11 protein-coding genes are annotated in these 18,167 nt (G+C 66.4%); 10 read left to right on the top strand and 1 reads right to left on the bottom strand.

The window, feature by feature from the left end; translation table 11 throughout:
- Positions 1-304 precede the first annotated feature (304 nt).
- The 10 genes from C1932_RS12855 (at position 305) to C1932_RS12810 (ending at position 14,148) form a co-directional block, all read left to right on the top strand.
- A complete protein-coding gene (locus C1932_RS12855; protein ID WP_108762442.1) occupies positions 305-604 on the top strand; it encodes a YciI family protein in 300 nt (99 codons plus the stop codon).
- Complete coding sequence (locus tag C1932_RS12850) at positions 601-876, top strand: BolA family protein (protein ID WP_108762441.1); 276 nt, start codon at positions 601-603, stop codon at positions 874-876. The genes C1932_RS12855 and C1932_RS12850 overlap by 4 nt, the downstream gene beginning before the upstream one ends.
- A 148-nt stretch (positions 877-1,024) precedes the next feature.
- Positions 1,025-2,062, top strand: a complete 1,038-nt coding sequence (locus C1932_RS12845; protein ID WP_108750096.1) for a LacI family DNA-binding transcriptional regulator — start codon at positions 1,025-1,027, stop codon at positions 2,060-2,062.
- Positions 2,063-2,137: 75 nt separating this feature from the next.
- Positions 2,138-5,194 carry a TonB-dependent receptor gene (locus C1932_RS12840; protein WP_108762440.1) on the top strand — a complete coding sequence of 1,019 codons (3,057 nt, stop codon included), beginning with the start codon at positions 2,138-2,140 and terminating at the stop codon, positions 5,192-5,194.
- Positions 5,195-5,430: 236 nt separating this feature from the next.
- The gene (locus C1932_RS12835; RefSeq protein ID WP_108762439.1) at positions 5,431-7,038 is read left to right on the top strand and encodes a glucoamylase family protein; all 1,608 of its coding nucleotides are present in this window, start codon (positions 5,431-5,433) and stop codon (positions 7,036-7,038) included.
- 4 nt (positions 7,039-7,042) lie between these two features.
- A complete protein-coding gene (locus C1932_RS12830) occupies positions 7,043-8,386 on the top strand; it encodes a sugar ABC transporter substrate-binding protein (protein ID WP_234412136.1) in 1,344 nt (447 codons plus the stop codon).
- The gene (locus C1932_RS12825) at positions 8,383-9,264 is read left to right on the top strand and encodes a sugar ABC transporter permease (protein ID WP_108762437.1); all 882 of its coding nucleotides are present in this window, start codon (positions 8,383-8,385) and stop codon (positions 9,262-9,264) included. The genes C1932_RS12830 and C1932_RS12825 overlap by 4 nt, the downstream gene beginning before the upstream one ends.
- Entirely contained in the window at positions 9,261-10,097 is an 837-nt protein-coding gene (locus C1932_RS12820; RefSeq protein WP_108750092.1) for a carbohydrate ABC transporter permease, read from the top strand. The genes C1932_RS12825 and C1932_RS12820 overlap by 4 nt, the downstream gene beginning before the upstream one ends.
- A complete protein-coding gene (locus C1932_RS12815; protein WP_108762436.1) occupies positions 10,094-13,261 on the top strand; it encodes a discoidin domain-containing protein in 3,168 nt (1,055 codons plus the stop codon). The genes C1932_RS12820 and C1932_RS12815 overlap by 4 nt, the downstream gene beginning before the upstream one ends.
- 2 nt (positions 13,262-13,263) lie before the next feature.
- A complete protein-coding gene (locus tag C1932_RS12810; RefSeq protein WP_108762435.1) occupies positions 13,264-14,148 on the top strand; it encodes an endonuclease/exonuclease/phosphatase family protein in 885 nt (294 codons plus the stop codon).
- 365 nt (positions 14,149-14,513) lie between these two features.
- Here the strand turns inward: C1932_RS12810 and C1932_RS12805 are convergent, their stop codons facing one another.
- A complete protein-coding gene (locus tag C1932_RS12805; RefSeq protein WP_108762434.1) occupies positions 14,514-17,762 on the bottom strand; it encodes an Rne/Rng family ribonuclease in 3,249 nt (1,082 codons plus the stop codon).
- Positions 17,763-18,167: the final 405 nt, after the last annotated feature.

The following is an 18,167-nucleotide window of genomic DNA, read 5'->3' as shown; positions in this document are numbered from 1 at the left end:
CCACGGCCACGGGGGCACCAGGCACGCCTGTCTCGGCGCGATTCCACACATATGAAACAGCAGCACGCGCTGCACAACAGCGGCAGCGACAAGACTACGGGGAGGTCGTCTACGTGGCCCGTCAGGAAGCGGCGGGGCGATCGTCGGGGGCTGCGGAAGCCGCGGAAACCGACGGGCTGCTGCATCCAGCCACGTGCAATTGACCCTAGGGTAAGGCTTTGCCGCGCCAGTGTCCAGCAACGGCAGGCAACCGGCTGGCATTGGCTAGAATCGGCGCACCGCAACATGAACGAGGAACCACCCCATGTGGTACGTGATTGAAGGCTATGACGGCCAGGATGTGCTGGCCCAGCGGCTGCAAGTACGCCCGCAGCATCTGGCGCGACTGCAGGCGCTGAACGACCAGGGGCGCCTGCTGCTGGCCGGTCCTTGCCCGGCCATCGACAGCGAAGACCCGGGTCCGGCCGGCTTCAGCGGCTCGGTGGTCATCGCCGCATTCGACTCGCTGGCGCAGGCACAGGAATGGGCCGAAGCCGACCCGTACGTGGCTGCGGGCGTGTACGTACGCACCCAGGTGCGTCCGTTCCGCAAGGTGCTGCCATGAACGCGCGGCGCATCGAACAGATTCGTGATGCGCTGCAACAAGCATTGGTCCCCAGCGTGCTGGAGATCGAAGACGCCAGTCATCGCCATGCCGGCCATGCCGGCGCGCGCGATGGGCGCGGCCATTTCAACGTGCACGTGGTCAGCGAACGCTTCGCCGGCATGGCCCCGCTTGCGCGCCACCGCGCGGTCTACGCCGCGCTGGGCAGCCTGATGGACACCGACATCCATGCGCTGTCCATCCGTGCACATACCCCGTCAGAACAGGGCTGAACATGACCCAGATACTGTCTTTGCAGGTCACCGTGCGGGCCTGCCCGGGACAACTTTTTGTGTCCGGAATGGGACATTCGCCTAACGGACAGTTTACAAGCGCAGATGGAAACGCTTACATTCCGCGCCAAGCTGGTGGGTCCAAGCCGTGGAGGGCGGCTTCGTGAACAAGGCAGCCATAACAATCAAAGATGTCGCACGCGAAGCCCGGGTCTCCGTGGCCACGGTTTCCCGCGCGCTCAACGGGCATGAGAACGTTGCCGAACCGGTCCGCCAGCTTGTGCTGGAAGTGGCCGCGCGGCTGCGTTACACCCCACATGCTGCCGCGCGCAGCCTCAGCAGCCGCCGTACCAATACGGTGGGCGTGGTGCTGCCCGATCTGTACGGTGAATTCTTCTCCGAGCTGATGCGCGGCATCGACGGGGTGGCCCGCAGCCGCCGCCAGCACCTGCTGGTGTCCAGCTACCACGGCGACCAGGAACAGCAGGGCGCAGCGCTGCGCGCCATGCGCGGCCGCGTCGATGGCCTGCTGGTGCTGTCCCCGTATGCGGAAAGCCCGGGGTTCCTGACCGACAACCTGCCGCAGTCGCTGCCCACCGTGCTGATCAACACCTACCTGCCCACGCAGGACCACCCGGTGTTGAGCATCGACGACCACGCAGGGGCGATGGCCATGACCCGCCACCTGCTCGATGCCGGCCACCGCCGCATCGCTTTCATTTCAGGCCCGGACCTCAACTTCGACGCGCGCGAGCGCCTGCGCGGCTTCCGTGACGCGCTGGCGGCTGCTGGCAACGGCGCCGAAGGCATCGAGCTGCCCGGTGATTTCGACGAAGCTTCCGGCCATCGCGCCGGTCAGGAGTTGCTGGCAGCCGGTGCGCTGCCCGATGCCGTGTTCGCCGCCAACGACATGATGGCCTTGGGGTGTCTGTATGCGTTCGCGCAGGCAGGCGTCCACGTGCCCACCGATGTCGCCCTGGCGGGTTTCGATGACATTCCGCTGGCGCGGTTCGTACACCCATCGTTGACCACCATGCAGGTCAGTATCGCCGAGTTGGGCGATCGGGCCATGACGCGCCTGTTGCAGTTGATGGACGGCACTACCACGGAAGGGGCAGGGGACAAGCAGACGCTGGTACCCCGCCTGATCGTTCGAGATTCCACCACCTCGCCATCCGGCCGTTGAAGCCGGAGGCTTTCCTTTTCTTTTGACTGATCGCAGGAACCGCGCAAGCGGGACCACCACCCGGAGATTGAGTTGATGATGCATTCCACCATCCGCACGCCGGCACGCCGGCTGCTGAGCACCGCCCTGGTCAGCTGCCTGATGTTGGCCGCTGCCCCGAACGTGATGGCCCAGTCGGCCAACGCCAGCCTGCGTGGCCAGGTGTCCGGCGCCCAGGCCGGCGCGGAAGTGACCGCCACCAACGTGGCCACCGGTTCGGTGCGTCGTGGCACCGTGCGTGCCGACGGCAGCTACTCGCTGATGGGCCTGGACCCGGGCACCTATGACGTGGTGGCCAACGGCCAGACCCAGAAGGTCACCGTCACCGTGGCCTCCACCGCCACGCTGAACTTCAGCGAAGCGGCCGCCACCGGCGGCGGCACCACCGCGGCCACCAACCTGGACACCGTGAACGTGGTCGCGCCGACCCTGCTGCAGGAAGTGCGCACCTCCGAAGTCGGCAAGACCGTCAGCCTGCAGCAGATCCAGACCACCCCCCAGGTGTCGCGCAACTTCCTGGAGTTCGCCGACGCCGTGCCGGGCATGATCTTCACCCGTGATGCCAAGGGCAACACCTCGCTCCGCGGCGGTGCCACCAATGCCGACGGCACCAACGTCTACATCGACGGCGTGGGCCAGAAGAGCTACGTGAAGGGCGGCGGCGTGGCCGGCCAGTCCGGCAGCGCCGGCAACCCGTTCCCGCAGCTGGCCATCGGCGAATACAAGGTCATCAGCGGCAACTACAAGGCCGAGTACGGCCAGGTGTCCAGCGCCGCGGTGACCGCCGCGACCAAGTCCGGTACCAATGAATTCAAGGGTGAGGCGTTCTACCGCTACACCGACGAAGACATGCGCGCCAAGACCCCGGCCGAGCGCCAGGCCGGCCAGGAAAAGATGGTCTCGGCCGAGAAGGAATACGGCTTCGCCCTGGGCGGCCCGATCGTCAAGGACAAGGCCCACTTCTTCGTGACCTACGAAGCCAAGCGCTTCGACCTGCCGGTCACCATCGCGCCGGACGGTGCGGTGACCAGCAGCGTGGGTCTGCTGCCGGCTGACGGCGCTGCCGGCCTCGGCCCGGCCAGCCAGCCGTTCCAGCAGGACCTGATCTTCGCCAAGGTCGACTTCGAGCCGACCGACAACGATCGCATCGAGCTGACCTTCCAGGACCGCGACGAAACCCAGCAGCAGTTCAGTGGCCAGACCTCGCCGGAAGCCGGCCGTGAAGTGGTCAACACCGACCGCCGCTATGCGCTGCGCTGGAACCACAGCGGTGAGCGTTACTACAACGAATTGATGGTCACCCACGAAGATTCGTTCAACAACCCGACCCCGCTGACCCTGGCCAACGGCATCACCTACACCGCACCGGACGGCACCGAAGACCGCACCATCGTGAAGGTCGGCGGCGCTTCGGCACTGGATTCGCAGGTGAAGGGCCAGAAGGGCTGGTCGATCGAAGACAACCTGACCCTGGATGGCATCCAGTGGGCGGGCGACCACACCATCAAGATGGGCGCCAAGTACAAGGAAATCGATCTGTACGCCTCTGACGCGGCGCAGATCAACCCGACCTTCACCTACACCCTGGGCGATCCGGACTTCCCGTCGGACATCCCGTACAAGGCACAGTTCGTCAAGCCGGTCACCGGCGTGTCGGGCGTGTCCGGTGAAGTGCGTTCCAAGGCCAAGCAGCTGGGTCTGTTCATCCAGGACGACTGGCAGGTCAACGACCACCTGCAGATCAACTTGGGCCTGCGCTGGGACTACGAAAAGAACCCGGCTTACCTGGACTTCGTGACCCCGCAGCAGGTGGTGGACGCCATCTACTCGCAGGACCCGCGCGCTGCCGCCGGCCAGACCTACGCCGATTCGCTGGCGCTGGGCGGCCTGGACATCAGCGATTACATCAGCAACGGCCACAACCGCAAGGCGTTCAAGGATGCCTGGCAGCCGCGCCTGGGCTTCTCGTATGACATCAACGCCGACGAGCAGCACGTGATCCACGGTGGTGCCGGCCGTTCCTACGACCGCGACCTGTTCGACAACCTGCAGCTGGAAACCACCAAGCTGGCCCTGCCGCAGCCGACCATCTACTTCCGCAACCCGACCACCGGCACCTGCATCAACGGCCAGGCCGCCTGCTACGACTGGAACCCGAACCTGCTCAACGGCATCGGCAACCTGCAGGCCCTGGTGGGCGCCACCAGCAATGCCGGTCTGGAAGTGGACCTGCTCAACAACAAGCTGAAGGCCCCGTACTCGGATCAGTTCAGCCTGGGTATGAGCAACCAGATCGGTGACTGGCTGACCGACGCCACCATCGCCCGTACCCTGAGCTACGACGGCTTCGCCTTCACCCTGGGCAACCGTTACCCGACCGGCCAGTTCTTCGATGACCCGCGCCTGTGCGGCGGCACCGACCCGGGCCTGAGCCAGGCCTGGAGCTGCAACGTGCCGGGCTTCGGCAGCCTGATCATCGGCCAGCAGGGCATCAAGACCCGTGCCACCCAGGTGCTGCTGTCGGCGCAGAAGCCGTTCACCAAGGAAAGCGGCTGGGGCACCTCGATCGCCTACACCTGGACGACCGCGCGCCACAACCGCGACATCAACGAGAAGTACGCGTTCGACCGCGGCCTGATCGGTGACTACCCGACCATCCGTTCCAACGGCGCGCCGCGCCACCGCCTGGTGGTGACCGGTTCGTACGCGGGCTTCTGGGGCATCACCTTCGGCGGCAAGATCACCCTGGCCACCCCGACTGCCGTCAACGACTGGTACGGCATCCCGCAGGCCAGCGGCTACACCCTGCCGACCCCGCAGGCCGCCGTGCCCAACGCCAATGGCAAGTTCCTGATCGGTGGCAAGGTGTTCGGCTACCGCTCGGTCGACCTGCAGGCGACGAAGACGTTCAAGATGCCGGGTGATACCGAGCTGTACGCTCGCCTGGACATCATCAACGTGTTCAACTTCGACAACTTCTCCAGCTACAACTACATCAAGAGCAACGGCAAGCTGGAAGCCAGCTACAACGAGACCGGTGACATCATCGGTACGCCGCGCCAGATCAAGGCCGAAGTGGGCTTCCGCTTCTGATGATCGCGCTTGGTACCGCCGGTTCGCCGGCGGTACCGGTTGTGCAATGGCCGGCCGTGATGGCCGGTCCATTGCCCATGCCAGTGCACCGCGACTGCACGCTGCACTGGCATGGGCAATGACGCCGACACCCGGGCCACGTTTTTCGTGGTTTTTTAAGAGTCCGTGCTGTAAACGATTTCAGGTGTTTGGACGTTATGCTCTTCCATCGAACAGCCCACCGGAGGAACCGCGCCATGCAGGCACGCCACCTGTTGACCGCCGCTGCGATGACCCTGTCCATCGCCGCCTGCAAACCGGCCCAGCAGGAAGCGCCGGCCAAGCCCAAGCCGCAGGTGATCCTGGTCGAGGCCGACGCACCGCCGCGGCCGATGAAGCCGGAACTGCCGCCGCTGTTCGACGATATCGAGCGCCGCACCTTCCAGTTCTTCTGGGATACCACCAATGAACTGAACGGCCTGACCCCGGACCGTTATCCCTCGCGTCCGTTCGCCAGCATCGCCTCGGTGGGCTTCGCGCTGACCGCCTACCCGATCGGGATCGAGAACGGGTGGGTCAGCCGCAACCAGGCCATCGACCGCACCCTGACCACGCTGAAGTTCTTCCGCGATGTGCCGATGGGCCCGCAGCGCACCGGCAAGGCCGGTTACAAGGGCTTCTACTACCACTTCCTGGACATGCAGGAAGGCCGTCGCTACGACAGCTGGGTGGAACTGTCCTCCGTGGATACCGCGCTGCTGATGATGGGCGTGCTGTTCGCCCAGTCGTACTACGACGGCGACGACCCGCGCGAAAAAGAGATCCGGCAGATCGCCGACAGCCTGTACAAGCAGGTGGACTGGCCGTGGCTGCAGCAGCGCGCACCGCTCATTTCGATGGGCTGGTTCCCCGAAAGCGGCTTCATCGACCACGACTGGATGGGCTACAACGAGGCGATGATGGTCTACATCCTCGCCCTGGGCTCGCCCAGCCACCCGGTCAGCCCGGATGCGTGGACCGTGTGGACCCGCACCTACGACAACGACTGGGGCGTCTACCAGGGCCAGGAATACTTGTCCTTCGGGCCGCTGTTCGGCCACCAGTACAGCCACGTCTGGATCGATTTCCGCGATATCCAGGACGCGTACATGCGCGAACGCGGCAGCACCTACTTCCTCAACAGCCGTTCGGCGGCGCTGGCCCAGCGTGAGTACGCCATCGCCAACCCGATGAACTGGAAGGACTACGGCGAGAACGTGTGGGGCCTGACCGCCAGCGATGGCCCGCAGAACACCACCCAGGAATACCGCGGCGAGCAGCGCCAGTTCCGCCATTACTCCTCGCGCGGCGCAGGCCTGCGCGAGAACTTCGACGACGGCACCATCGCCCCGACCGCGGCGGTGTCCTCGATCGTGTTCGCGCCGGAGGAAGTGATCCCGGCCACGGTGGAGATGCACAAGCGCTACGGCGACTACATCTATTCCAGCTACGGGTTCCTGGATTCGTTCAACCCCAGCTTCAACTACGACATTCCGATCAAGACCGGGCGCCTGGTGCCCGACCGCGGCTGGGTCGCCAGCGATTACATCGCCATCGACCAGGGCCCGATCCTGACCATGATCGCCAACTACCGCGATGATTTCGTCTGGGAAGTGATGAAGAAGAACCCGTACATCCGCAAGGGTCTGGAGCGGGCAGGGTTCAGTGGTGGCTGGCTGGCGCCGGAAGGCGAGTTCCAGCCGCTGCAGCTGCAGAAGGATGAGAAGGCCGCGGCGGCGCGCGCGGTGGGTATCGCAGAATCGCGCGCGGCCGCCGCGCAGGAACAGAAGAACAATGCCAACCGCAACACTGGACAGGGGAAGTAAGCCGGTGCAACCCTGGACCCATCGCCTGCGCCGCTGGGCGCTGCCGCTGCTGGCTGCGCTTGCCGTTGCCGGCTGCGCCCGCACCGAGCCGGGCACCACCACCGTGCGCTTCTGGGCCATGGGCCGTGAAGCGGAAGTGGTCAGCGAGCTGATCCACGAGTTCGAAGCCGAGAATCCCGGCATCAAGGTGGATGTGCAGAACATTCCGTGGACGGCCGCGCATGAAAAGCTGCTGACCGCCTTCGCAGCCGATGGCCTGCCCGATGTCTGCCAGCTCGGCAACACCTGGGTGCCCGAGTTCGCCGAACTGGATGCACTGACCCCGCTGCAGCCGTTCGTGCAGCGCTCCACCGTGGTCGATCCGCAGGATTATTTCCAGGGCATCTGGGATACCAACGTGATCCACGGCGAGCTGGTGGGCGTGCCCTGGTACGTCGATACGCGCCTGATCTACTACCGCAAGGACCTGCTGGCCAAGGCCGGTTTTGACCACCCGCCGCGCACCTGGGCCGACTGGGACCAGCAGATGGCGGCGATCAAGAAGATGCAGGGCCCGAACCGCTATGCGGTGCTGATGCCGATCAACGAATTCGAGCAGCAGCTGTCGCTGGCGCTGCAGCAGCCCGATCCGCTGCTGCGTGACGACGACACCCGTGGCAACTTCGCCAGCCCCGGCTTCCGCCGCACCCTGGCGTTCTACTCGAACATGTTCGAGCAGGGCTGGGCACCGAAGATGTCCGAGACGCAGATCTCCAACGTCTGGGATGAATTCTTCCGCGGCTTCAACGTCTTCTACATCTCCGGGCCCTGGAACATCCGCGAGTTCAAGAAGCTGCAGCCCAAGGAACTGGAAGGGCAGTGGGGCACCGCTGCGCTGCCGGGTCCGGACGGTCCGGGCGCCGGCATCGCCGGCGGCACCAGCCTGGTGATCTTCCGCAAGTCGCAGCAGAAGGAAGCCTCGTGGAAGCTGATCGAGTTCCTGTCGCGGCCGGAGATCCAGGCCCGCTTCCATTCCATCATCGGCGACCTGCCGCCGCGTCGCAGCACCTGGAACGCGCCTTCGCTGGCGGGCGATCCGCTGGCCGCGGCCTTCCGTGACCAGCTGGAGCGGGTCAAGCCCACGCCGAAGGTGCTGGAGTGGGAGCGCATCGTGCAGGAAATGCGCATCGTCACCGAAAAGGTGGTGCGCGGTGGCCTGCCGCAGGACAAGGCCGTGGAAGAGCTGGACCAGCGCGTGGACAAGGTGCTGGCCAAGCGCCGCTGGATGCATGAACAACAACGCCTGCAGGGCGGCGGTGCGCAGGCACCTGCCGATGCGCCGGCCGCAGCGGCCGGGAGCCCGCAATGAAACGTACTTCGCTTGCCGGCTGGATCTTCGCCGGCCCCTCGCTGATCGTGCTGGGTCTGTTCTTCGGCCTGCCGGTGGCCTCGGCGCTGGCGCTGAGCGTGACCGACTTCGATCTGTATGCCCTGTCCGACAGCAGCAACCTGCGGTTCGTCGGCCTGGGCAACTACATCGATCTGCTGCAGACCCCGATGTTCTGGAAGTCGCTGTGGAATACCACCTACTTCGTGCTGATCGGCGTACCGCTGTCGATCGGCGTGTCGCTGGGCGCGGCGATGCTGCTGAACGCACCGGCGGCGCGCTTCAAGGCGATGTTCCGCACCGCGCTGTTCGCCCCGGTGGTGACCACCCTGGTGGCGGTAGCGGTGATCTGGCGCTACCTGTTCCACACCAGCTACGGCTTGGTGAACTATGGCCTGGGCCACATCGGCATCAGCCCGATCGACTGGCTGGGTGACCCAAACTGGGCCATGCCCACCATCATGCTGTTCGCCGTGTGGAAGAACTTCGGCTACAACATGGTGATCTTCCTGGCCGGCCTGCAGGCCATTCCGCATGACCTGTACGAGGCCGCGCGCATCGACGGTGCCTCGCGCTGGAAGCAGTTCCTGCACATCACCCTGCCGATGCTCGGCCCGGTGCTGCTGGTGGTCGGGGTCATTACCGTGTCCGGTTACTTCCAGCTGTTCGCCGAACCCTACGTGATGACCCGCGGCGACCCACTGCAGAGCACCGTCAGCGTGCTGTATTTCATGTTCGAGGAAGGCTTCAAGTGGTGGAACCTGGGTCGCGCCTCCGCGGTGGCGTTCCTGCTGTTCCTGATCATCCTGGCGGTGACCACCGTGATGCTGCGTTTCGGCCGCAAGAGGCAGTTGGTATGAGTCGTGAAATCGGCCAGTCGCGCTGGCACCCGTGGATGGTCAATGGTGCGTTGCTGGTGCTGGCCCTGGTCAGCCTGGCACCGCTGCTGTGGATGGTCTCGGTCTCGTTCATGCCGCAGGGCGAGGCCACCCATTTCCCGCCGCCGTTGCTGCCCTCGCACGTCACCACGCGCAACTACCTGGAGTTGTTCGCGCGCACCGGCATGGGCGGCAACTTCGCCAACAGCCTGCTGGTGTCGCTGGCCATCACCCTGGGCTCGCTGCTGCTCAACACCATGGCCGGCTACGCCTTCGCCAAGCTGAACTTCGTCGGCCGCGAGCGTCTGTTCCAGGTGTTGATGGCTGCGCTGGTCATTCCGGCGCAGGTGGCCATGCTGCCGCTGTTCCTGCTGATGAAGCAGCTGGGCCTGGTCAACAGCTTCGGCGGCGTGATCGTGCCGGCCCTGGCCAGCGTGTTCGGCATCTTCCTGGTGCGCCAGTACGCCCGCTCCATTCCCGATGAACTGCTGGAAGCGGCGCGCATCGACGGGGCAGGGGAGCTGCGGATCTTCTTCCAGATCGTGCTGCCGATGCTCAAGCCGGTGCTGGTCACCCTGGCGATCTTTACTTTCATGGGCGCATGGAACGATTTCATGTGGCCGTTGATCGTGTTGACCGACCAGGAGCACTACACTTTGCCGGTGGCACTGGCCACCCTCTCGCGCGAACACATCATGGACGTGGAAATGATGATGGCCGGCGCGGTGGTCACCGTGGTTCCGGTGCTGGCCCTGTTCCTGGTGCTGCAGCGGTACTACATCCAAGGTCTGTTGCTGGGGAGTGTGAAGGGATGAAGCGTGCGATCGCCGTTGGATTGGGCCTGCTGTGGTCTTCCCTGGCGATCGCCGCACCACCGGCGCTGCCCGCGCCGAAGGTGCTGGATGACTTCGACGACATCGGCGCATGGAAGCTGGTGCTGTCCGACCAGGTCAGTGGTTCGCTGCGCCCGGTCACCGCACCGGGCGGTGGCCGCGCGCTGTGCCTGGATTACGACTTCCACAAGGTCTCCGGCTATGTGGGCCTGCGCCGTGCGCTGAACATCGAATACCCGGTCAACTACCGCTTCGGCTTCCAGCTGCGCGGCGATTCGCCGGGCAACGACCTGCAGTTCAAGCTGATCGACGCCAGCGGTGACAACGTGTGGTGGGTCAACCGCCCCGGTTACAGCTTCCCCAAGGCCTGGACGCCGGTGGAGTACCGCCGGCGCCAGATCGACAAGGCGTGGGGGCCGTCGCCGGACAAGGAGATGGCGCGCAGTGCCGCGGTCGAGTTCACCATCTACAGCAAGGTGGGTGGGCGCGGCACCGTGTGCTTCGACAAGCTGACCCTGCAGGGCCTGCCGGCGCAGGACACCTCGCCGCTGCACCCGGCGGTAATTGCCGATACCGCGCCTGCGCTGCAGGACCGCATGATCGACGGCAAGAGCGATACCTTCTGGATCAGCGGCGGGGTCAAGCAGCAGACCATCAGCCTGGATCTGCACAACACGCGCGAGATCGGCGGGGCGGTGATCGACTGGCTGCCCAGTCTGGAAGCGACCCGCTACACCGTGCGCACCTCGCAGGACGGCCGCGACTGGCGCACCGTGCGCGAAGTGACCAATGGCGGCGGTGGTCGTGACTGGCTGGCGTTGCCCGACACCGACGCGCGCTATGTGCGCTTCGACCTGCAGGGCGGCCCGAACTGGCGCTACGGCATCCGTGACATCGCGCTGAAGCCGCTGGCCTTTGCGGCCACGCCCAACGCGTTCCTCTCGTCGGTGGCTGCAGACCTGCCGCGCGGCGCGCTGCCGCGTGCCTTCGTGGGCGAGCAGCCGTACTGGACCCTGCTGGGTCTGGATGGTGGCCAGGAACAGGCGCTGATCAGCGAAGACGGCGCGCTGGAGCCGGCCAAGGGCAGCTTCAGCATCGAGCCGTTCGTCCGCCTGGATGGCAAGCTGCTGGACTGGTCCAACGTGGCCATCACCCAATCGCTGCAGGACCGCTACCTGCCCATCGCCAACGTCGATTGGGTGCATGAGAAGGCCGGGCTGTCGGTCACCGGTTTCGTGCAGGGCACGCCCGAGCGCGCGCAGCTGATCGGCCGCTACCGCTTGAGCAACCCGGACAAGGTGGCGCACGAGTACACCCTGGCCTTGGCGATCCGGCCGTGGCAGGTGAATCCGCCGACCCAGTTCCTGAACACCACCGGCGGCTTCAGCCGCATCGACAGCCTGGACGTGGGCGAGCAGCTGGTGCGCATCAATGGCGAGCCGCGGGTCTACCCGCTGCAGGCGCCCGATGCGCGCTTCGCCACCACGTTCGATGGCAAGCTGGACGCGATGCACCTGGCCAGCGGCAAGCTGCCCGGCACCACGGCGGTGAAGGACAGCACCGGGCTGGCCTCCGGCGCCTTGCTGTACACCATCAAGCTGGAGCCGGGGCAGAGCCGCGAAGTGGCGGTGGTGCTGCCGCAGACCGGCAGCTGGGCGCCGCAGGCGCTGGACGTGGCCAAGGCGCAGCAGCAGGTGGCCGCGCAGTGGCGGCAGAAGCTGGGCGTGGTGTCGCTGCAGGTGCCGGCCGCCGGCCAGCCGCTGGTGGAAACCCTGCGCACCGCCGTCGCCCATATGCTGATTTCCCGCGTGGGACCGCGCCTGCAGCCGGGCACGCGCTCCTATGCGCGCAGCTGGATCCGCGATGGCGCGATGATTTCCGAAGGGCTGCTGCGCATGGGCCGCAGCGATGCGGTGCGTGACTACGTGAACTGGTACGCGCCCTTCCAGTTCGAGAACGGCAAGGTGCCGTGCTGCGTGGATGCGCGCGGCAGCGACCCGGTGCCGGAGAACGACAGCCATGGCGAACTGATCTACAACATCGCCGAGTACTGGCGCTACACCGGCGATGGCACCTTCCTGGAACTGATGTGGCCGCATGTGCAGGGCGCCTACCAGTACATGGAACAGCTGCGCGCCAGCGAGCGCACCGAAGAGAACCGTGCGCGCAATCCCGCGTTCTACGGGATGATGCCGGCTTCGATCAGCCACGAAGGTTATTCGGCCAAGCCGATGCATTCGTACTGGGACAACTTCTGGGCACTGCGCGGCTACAAGGACGCGGCGATCATCGCCGCGCAGCTGGGCAAGGTCGAAGCGATGCAGATCAGCGAATCGCGCGACCAGTTCCGTGATGACCTGCAGGCATCGCTGCAGTCGGCCATGCAGCAGCATCGCATCGACTTCCTGCCCGGTTCGGCCGAGCTGGGGGACTTCGATGCCACCTCCACCACCATCGCCCTGGCACCCGGTGGTGAGCAGGGGCGCCTGCCGCAGCCCGCGCTGGACAGCACGTTCGAGCGCTACTGGAACGAATTCGTGGCGCGCCGCGACGGCAAGCGCGAATGGAAGGATTACACCCCGTACGAGTGGCGCAACGTGGCCGCGTTCGTGCGCCTGGGCTGGCGTGACCGCGCCTGGCAGGCCAGCCAGTTCTTCTTCAAGGACCGCGCGCCGCAGGCCTGGAACCAGTGGGCCGAAGTGGTCTCGCGCACGCCGCGCACGCCGTTCTTCGTGGGCGACCTGCCGCATGCCTGGGTGGCCTCGGACTTCGTGCGCTCGGCGCTGGACATGTTCGCCTACAACCGCGATGTGGATGACGCGCTGGTGCTGGCCGCAGGTATTCCCACGGCCTGGTTCCAGGGCGAGGGCATTGCCGTGCAGGGCCTGCGCACCCCGCAGGGGCAGTTGAACTACCGCCTGCAGCGCAACGACAAGCAGCTGGTGCTGGAAGTGCAGCCGGGCCTGCTGCCGCCGGTGGGTGGCGTGGTGCTGCCGTGGCCCTACAGCGGCGAACCCGGCGCGGCCACGGTCAATGGCGAGCCGGCCGAATGGGTGGACAACGAGCTGCACGTGCACGCGCTGCCAGCGCGGGTGGAAATTGAAGTGCCAAGTGCGGTGCGCCGCGCCGAACGCAAGGGGCAGTAAACATGGTGTTGAAGCAGGGGAGGGCGCGCGTGGCACTGCGCGCCCTGGGGCTGGCGATGGCACTGGCATGGCCCGCGTTGGCGGTGGCGCAGCAGGCAGGTGAACCTGCCGTGGCGCAGGCATCGACCGCGCCCGGCATGGGCATGGTCACCTTCAACCTGCACCATGACCGCGAAGACTGGCCGACCCGGCGGCGCACGATCGTGGCCGAGCTCAAGCGCCTGCAGCCCGATGCCATTGCCCTGCAGGAAGTGATCCAGCGCCGCAACGTGCGCAACCAGGCCCAGTGGCTGGCCAGCCAGCTCGGTTACAAATACGTCTTCGTATCCACCGATCCGGTGGGTGCGCCCAAGCGCTATGGCAACGCCCTGCTGACCCGGCGCCCGATCCTGGCCCACGGCGAGCACCTGCTGCAGCCGCTGGATGACTACCGCACCGTGGCCCACCTGCGCATCGACGTGGACGGGCAGCCGGTGAACGTCTATGCCACGCATCTGAACGAGCGCAGTGACGAGCGCGGCCAGGGCATCCGCCGCAGCCAGGTGGAAGACCTGCTGCGCTTCATCACCGAAACCTCGGCCGGTGCGCCGGTGGTGATTGCCGGTGATTTCAACGCCCTGGTCGATGCCGGCGACCTGAGCGAACTGCGCAGCCACTACGGTGACAGCTACGGCAGTGTGCACGTGAACACCGACCTGGCGGCGGTCAGTACCTTGAACCGGCACTATTACCCGGCGCCCTCGCGCATCGACCACATCTTCTTCCAGCAGGACCGAATGGTGGCGCGCGAAGCCAAGATCCTGTTCGACCAGCCCGACGACAGCGGTCGCTGGGCGTCGGACCACTACGGCGTGTGGACCCGCCTGCAGTTCGCCCCGGCCCGCTGATGCCACGGGGCTTCATGCTCTGGTAGGTGCCAACCTTGGTCGGCACGGACGCATCCGCGTGCGGTGAATCAAAGGCGCTCTGGTAGGTGCCAACCTTGGTTGGCACGGACGCATCCGCGTGCGGTGAATCAAAGTCAGTTCCGCACCCGCGCTCTGGTAGGTGCCGACCTTGGTCGGCACAGCCGTTCGGCGCGCGACCGGGCATTGGTGCGGACCAAGGTCCGCACCCACCGGAAGTGGGCCACAGCCATTCATTGGTAGCTGCCAACCAGGGTTGGCAGCGACCAAGGCCGTACGGGCCGCACAAACAAAAACGGCGGGGATCATCGATCCCCGCCGTTTCGTTCTACGCGATCAAAGAACGATCAGTTCGCCGGCGGCGTGCGCTTGGCGGCTTCTTCGTCTTCGTCCGACGCCGGGGCCTCGGCAGCCTGGCTGGCCGAATCGGCGTGGCCATCGGCCACCGGGTCGATCGACGGCGTCACCACGGCTTCGGCCACCGGCGCGGCAGCTTCAACCGGCGCGGCTTCCACCACGGCCGGGGCCACCGGCTGCTCGACCACCGGCTCAACGTGCACGACCGGCGCGGCTTCGACTGCCGGTGCGGCGACCGGCGCGGCCTCGGCCACTGGAGCAACCTCAGCGGCGACCGGCTTGGCCTCGGCCACCGGGGCGGCGTCGGTCACGACCGGAGCGGCTTCCACCACCAGAGCGGCTTCAACCACGGCCGGGGCCGCTTCGGCCACCGGAGCGGCCTCGACCACGGCCGGCTTCACCTCGGCCACGGGGGCGGCGGCAACCGGCTGCACCGGGGTGGCCGCATCGATGGCATCCAGCATGCTGGTCTGCACCGGGGTCGGCTTCGCCTGTTCCGGCTGCGGGGCGGCTTCGCGGGCCACCGGCACGTCCACGGACTGCACTTCGGCAACGGCTTCCAGTACGGCGCTGCTGACCGCAGCCACCGGCGCGGCAGCGGCAACAGCAGCCGGTGCGCGCGCGGGCTTCTCGGCTTCTACGCTGGCCGGCTCGATCTCATCGTCGAAATCGAACTCGGGCTGCGAACGCGCCGGCTGCTGGGCAGCGACCGCAGCGGGCGCGCTGCTGTCGCGGTTCGGTTCGACCACGTCCTGGTCTTCGCCTTCGTCACCTTCGTCCTGGTCATCGCCCAGCACGTCGGCGCCGTTGGCGTTCTCGGCGCCACCGCGACGACGACGACGGCCACCGCGACGGCCGCGACGACGACGGGTTGCGCCTTCACCGGCCTGCTCGCCGTTGGCCGCATCGGCCGCAGCGTCTTCATCGCCGGCAACCACGCCTTCGGCCTCAACGGCCGGGGTCGGGGTCGTGTCAGCGGGGGCCGCGACCTGCGCTGCCGGAGCGGCAACCGGGGTCGCCACCGGTGCGGTGGCTTCCTGCGCGGTGACCATGTTGGCGGCCACGGCAGTGGCGGCGACCGCGGCGGCCGGCACGGCGTCCACGGCCTCTTCGGCGGCGTTGCGCTGCGGCTTGTCGGTCAGCTTCTCGCCATCCTGCGGACGCGGCTGGCGCGGCTGCTTCAGCTTCGGCTGCTGCTGGCCTTGGCCCGGGTTGGGGTTCTGGCCCTGCTGCTCGTTGCGCGGCTTGTTCTGCTGCGGCTGCTGCGGCTGGGCAGCGTCCTTCTGCTGCTTGCCCTGCTGCGCGTTGCCGTTGTTGTTGTTGTTGTTGTTGTTGCGGCCGTCCTTGCGCTTGCCGCCATCCTTCTGCGCGTTGCCATTGCCGCCGTTGCCACGGTTCTCGTCGCGACGGTCCTTGTTACGGTCCTTGTTTCGATCCTTGTTGCGGTCCTTGCGCTGGCCGCCGTCGTGCTGCGGCTGGCGCGCGGCCGGGGCCGGCGCGGCGGCCGGGGCCGGTTCGCCACCAAAGATGCGCTTCAGCCAACCGACCACGCCGCCGCTGCTGGCAGCGGCCGGGGCAGCTGCAGCCACCGGGGCCGGGGCCGGCGCAGCGGCCGGTTCGGCTTCGGCACGCACCGGGGCCGGCGCAGTGTGCTTGACCTGGGTGACCGCCGGCGGCGGGATGTTCAGCTGGCCCTTGGTCAGGGCATGCACCGGCAGCTTGCGCGGGGTGCCGCGCTGGTAGCTGGGCTTGTTGCTCTCTTCACCCAGCTCGTTCTCGCGCAGGCGGGTAACGGTGTAGTGCGGGGTGTGCAGCTGCTCGTCGGCAACGATCACGATTGGCGCTTCGTGGCGGCGTTCGATCTCGCGCAGCGCGCTGCGCTTCTCGTTCAGAAGGTAATTGGCGATCTCCACCGGGGCCTGGACCAGCACCTGCCCGGTGTTTTCCTTCATCGCATGCTCTTCGGCCACGCGGATGATCGACAGCGACAGCGACTCGACGCTGCGCATGCGGCCATGGCCATCGCAGCGCGGGCAGACGATCTGGCTGGATTCGCCCAGGCTCGGGCGCAGGCGCTGGCGGCTCATTTCCAGCAGGCCGAAGCGCGAGATGCGGCCGACCTGCACGCGCGCACGGTCGTACTTCAGCGCGTTGGCCAGGCGGTTCTCGACTTCGCGCTGGTGCTTGTTGGAGGCCATGTCGATGAAGTCGATCACCACCAGGCCGCCCAGGTCGCGCAGGCGCAGCTGGCGGGCCACTTCCTCGGCCGCTTCCAGGTTGGTCTGGAAGGCGGTGTCTTCGATGTCGCTGCCCTTGGTGGCGCGCGAGGAGTTCACGTCTACGGCGGTCAGCGCTTCGGTCTGGTCCACCACGATCGAGCCACCCGACGGCAGGCGCACGTTGCGCTCGTAGGCACCTTCGATCTGCGATTCGATCTGGAAGCGGTTGAACAGCGGGATGTCGTCCTTGTAGTGCTTGAGCTTGCGCAGGGTCTGCGGCATCACCTGCTGCATGAACTCCTTGGCGTGCTCGTACATCTCCTCGGTGTCCACCAGGATCTCGCCGATGTCGGCGCGCAGGTAGTCACGCAGGGCGCGCACGATCAGACGCGATTCCTGGTAGATCAGGAACGGGGCCGGCTTGCTCAGGGCGGCTTCGGCAATGGCGCGCCAGACGCTCAGCAGGTAGTCCAGGTCCCACTGCAGCTCTTCGGCATCGCGGCCGACGCCGGCGGTGCGGATGATCACGCCCATGTCGTCGGGGATGTTCAGCTTGTCCAGGGCGTCCTTCAACGCGGCCCGGTCTTCGCCCTCGATGCGACGGGAGACACCGCCGGCGCTGGGCGAATTCGGCATCAGCACCATGTAGCGGCCGGCCAGGGAGATGAACGTGGTCAGGGCGGCGCCCTTGTTGCCACGCTCTTCCTTGTCGACCTGCACGACCACTTCCTGGCCTTCCTTCAGCAGTTCGCGGATGCCGGCCTTGTTGTGGTCGACGCCGGCCTGGAAGTAGTCGCGGGAGATTTCCTTCAGCGGCAGGAAGCCATGGCGGCCGCCGCCGTATTCGACGAAGGCCGCTTCCAGCGAGGGCTCGATGCGGAAGATCCGGCCCTTGTAGATGTTGGACTTCTTCTGTTCCTTGGACGGCTGCTCGATATCGATGTCATACAACGACTGGCCATCGACGATGGCAACACGCAGCTCTTCGGCCTGCGTGGCGTTGATCAGCATTCGCTTCATTCTTGCGTTCCTCGCAAGCGGCTACCGCGCGGAACGCCATGGGGTTTCGCCTCTGGATACGGCTCGCCGCCCATTCGCGCATGCGCGGGGAGGGCAGCTTCGGTTTCCAGCGCTACGACACCACGGCAGGCCGCGGGAGCGCTTCACTCTTATGGGTTTTGGGGTGTTGCAGGGCCGCAGGCAGCTGTCAGCCAGGCTGGAGCGCCACGCGGGACATGTTCAGCTCGGTTGCGTGTCAGGCATCCGGCGATGGCCGGGAAGGCCGGTGAGCCGCTAACATGGCCGCCCCGCGGGCGGTGGTCGCGCACTGTGCCGGATTCGTCGGAAGCTGGGCTTCTGGCCCTGAGTAACTTCCAACGAAATCAATCCCTTATCTCGCCCCCCGAGTGTAACAGAATAAACAGC

This window comes from Stenotrophomonas sp. YAU14D1_LEIMI4_1 (genome assembly GCF_003086815.1).
In the GTDB taxonomy this organism is placed as follows: domain Bacteria; phylum Pseudomonadota; class Gammaproteobacteria; order Xanthomonadales; family Xanthomonadaceae; genus Stenotrophomonas.
This window is presented reverse-complemented; position numbering and strand designations above follow the sequence as displayed.

Excerpts from the sequence above, each read along its gene's own strand:
- C1932_RS12855 (WP_108762442.1), top strand. The coding sequence starts at position 305 with ATGTGGTACGTGATTGAAGGCTATGACGGCCAGGATGTGCTGGCCCAG.
- C1932_RS12815 (WP_108762436.1), top strand. The coding sequence starts at position 10,094 with ATGAAGCGTGCGATCGCCGTTGGATTGGGCCTGCTGTGGTCTTCCCTG.
- C1932_RS12820 (WP_108750092.1), top strand. The coding sequence starts at position 9,261 with ATGAGTCGTGAAATCGGCCAGTCGCGCTGGCACCCGTGGATGGTCAAT.
- C1932_RS12840 (WP_108762440.1), top strand. The coding sequence starts at position 2,138 with ATGATGCATTCCACCATCCGCACGCCGGCACGCCGGCTGCTGAGCACC.
- C1932_RS12850 (WP_108762441.1), top strand. The coding sequence starts at position 601 with ATGAACGCGCGGCGCATCGAACAGATTCGTGATGCGCTGCAACAAGCA.
- C1932_RS12805 (WP_108762434.1), bottom strand. The coding sequence starts at position 17,762 with ATGAAGCGAATGCTGATCAACGCCACGCAGGCCGAAGAGCTGCGTGTT.
- C1932_RS12835 (WP_108762439.1), top strand. The coding sequence starts at position 5,431 with ATGCAGGCACGCCACCTGTTGACCGCCGCTGCGATGACCCTGTCCATC.
- C1932_RS12810 (WP_108762435.1), top strand. The coding sequence starts at position 13,264 with ATGGTGTTGAAGCAGGGGAGGGCGCGCGTGGCACTGCGCGCCCTGGGG.
- C1932_RS12825 (WP_108762437.1), top strand. The coding sequence starts at position 8,383 with ATGAAACGTACTTCGCTTGCCGGCTGGATCTTCGCCGGCCCCTCGCTG.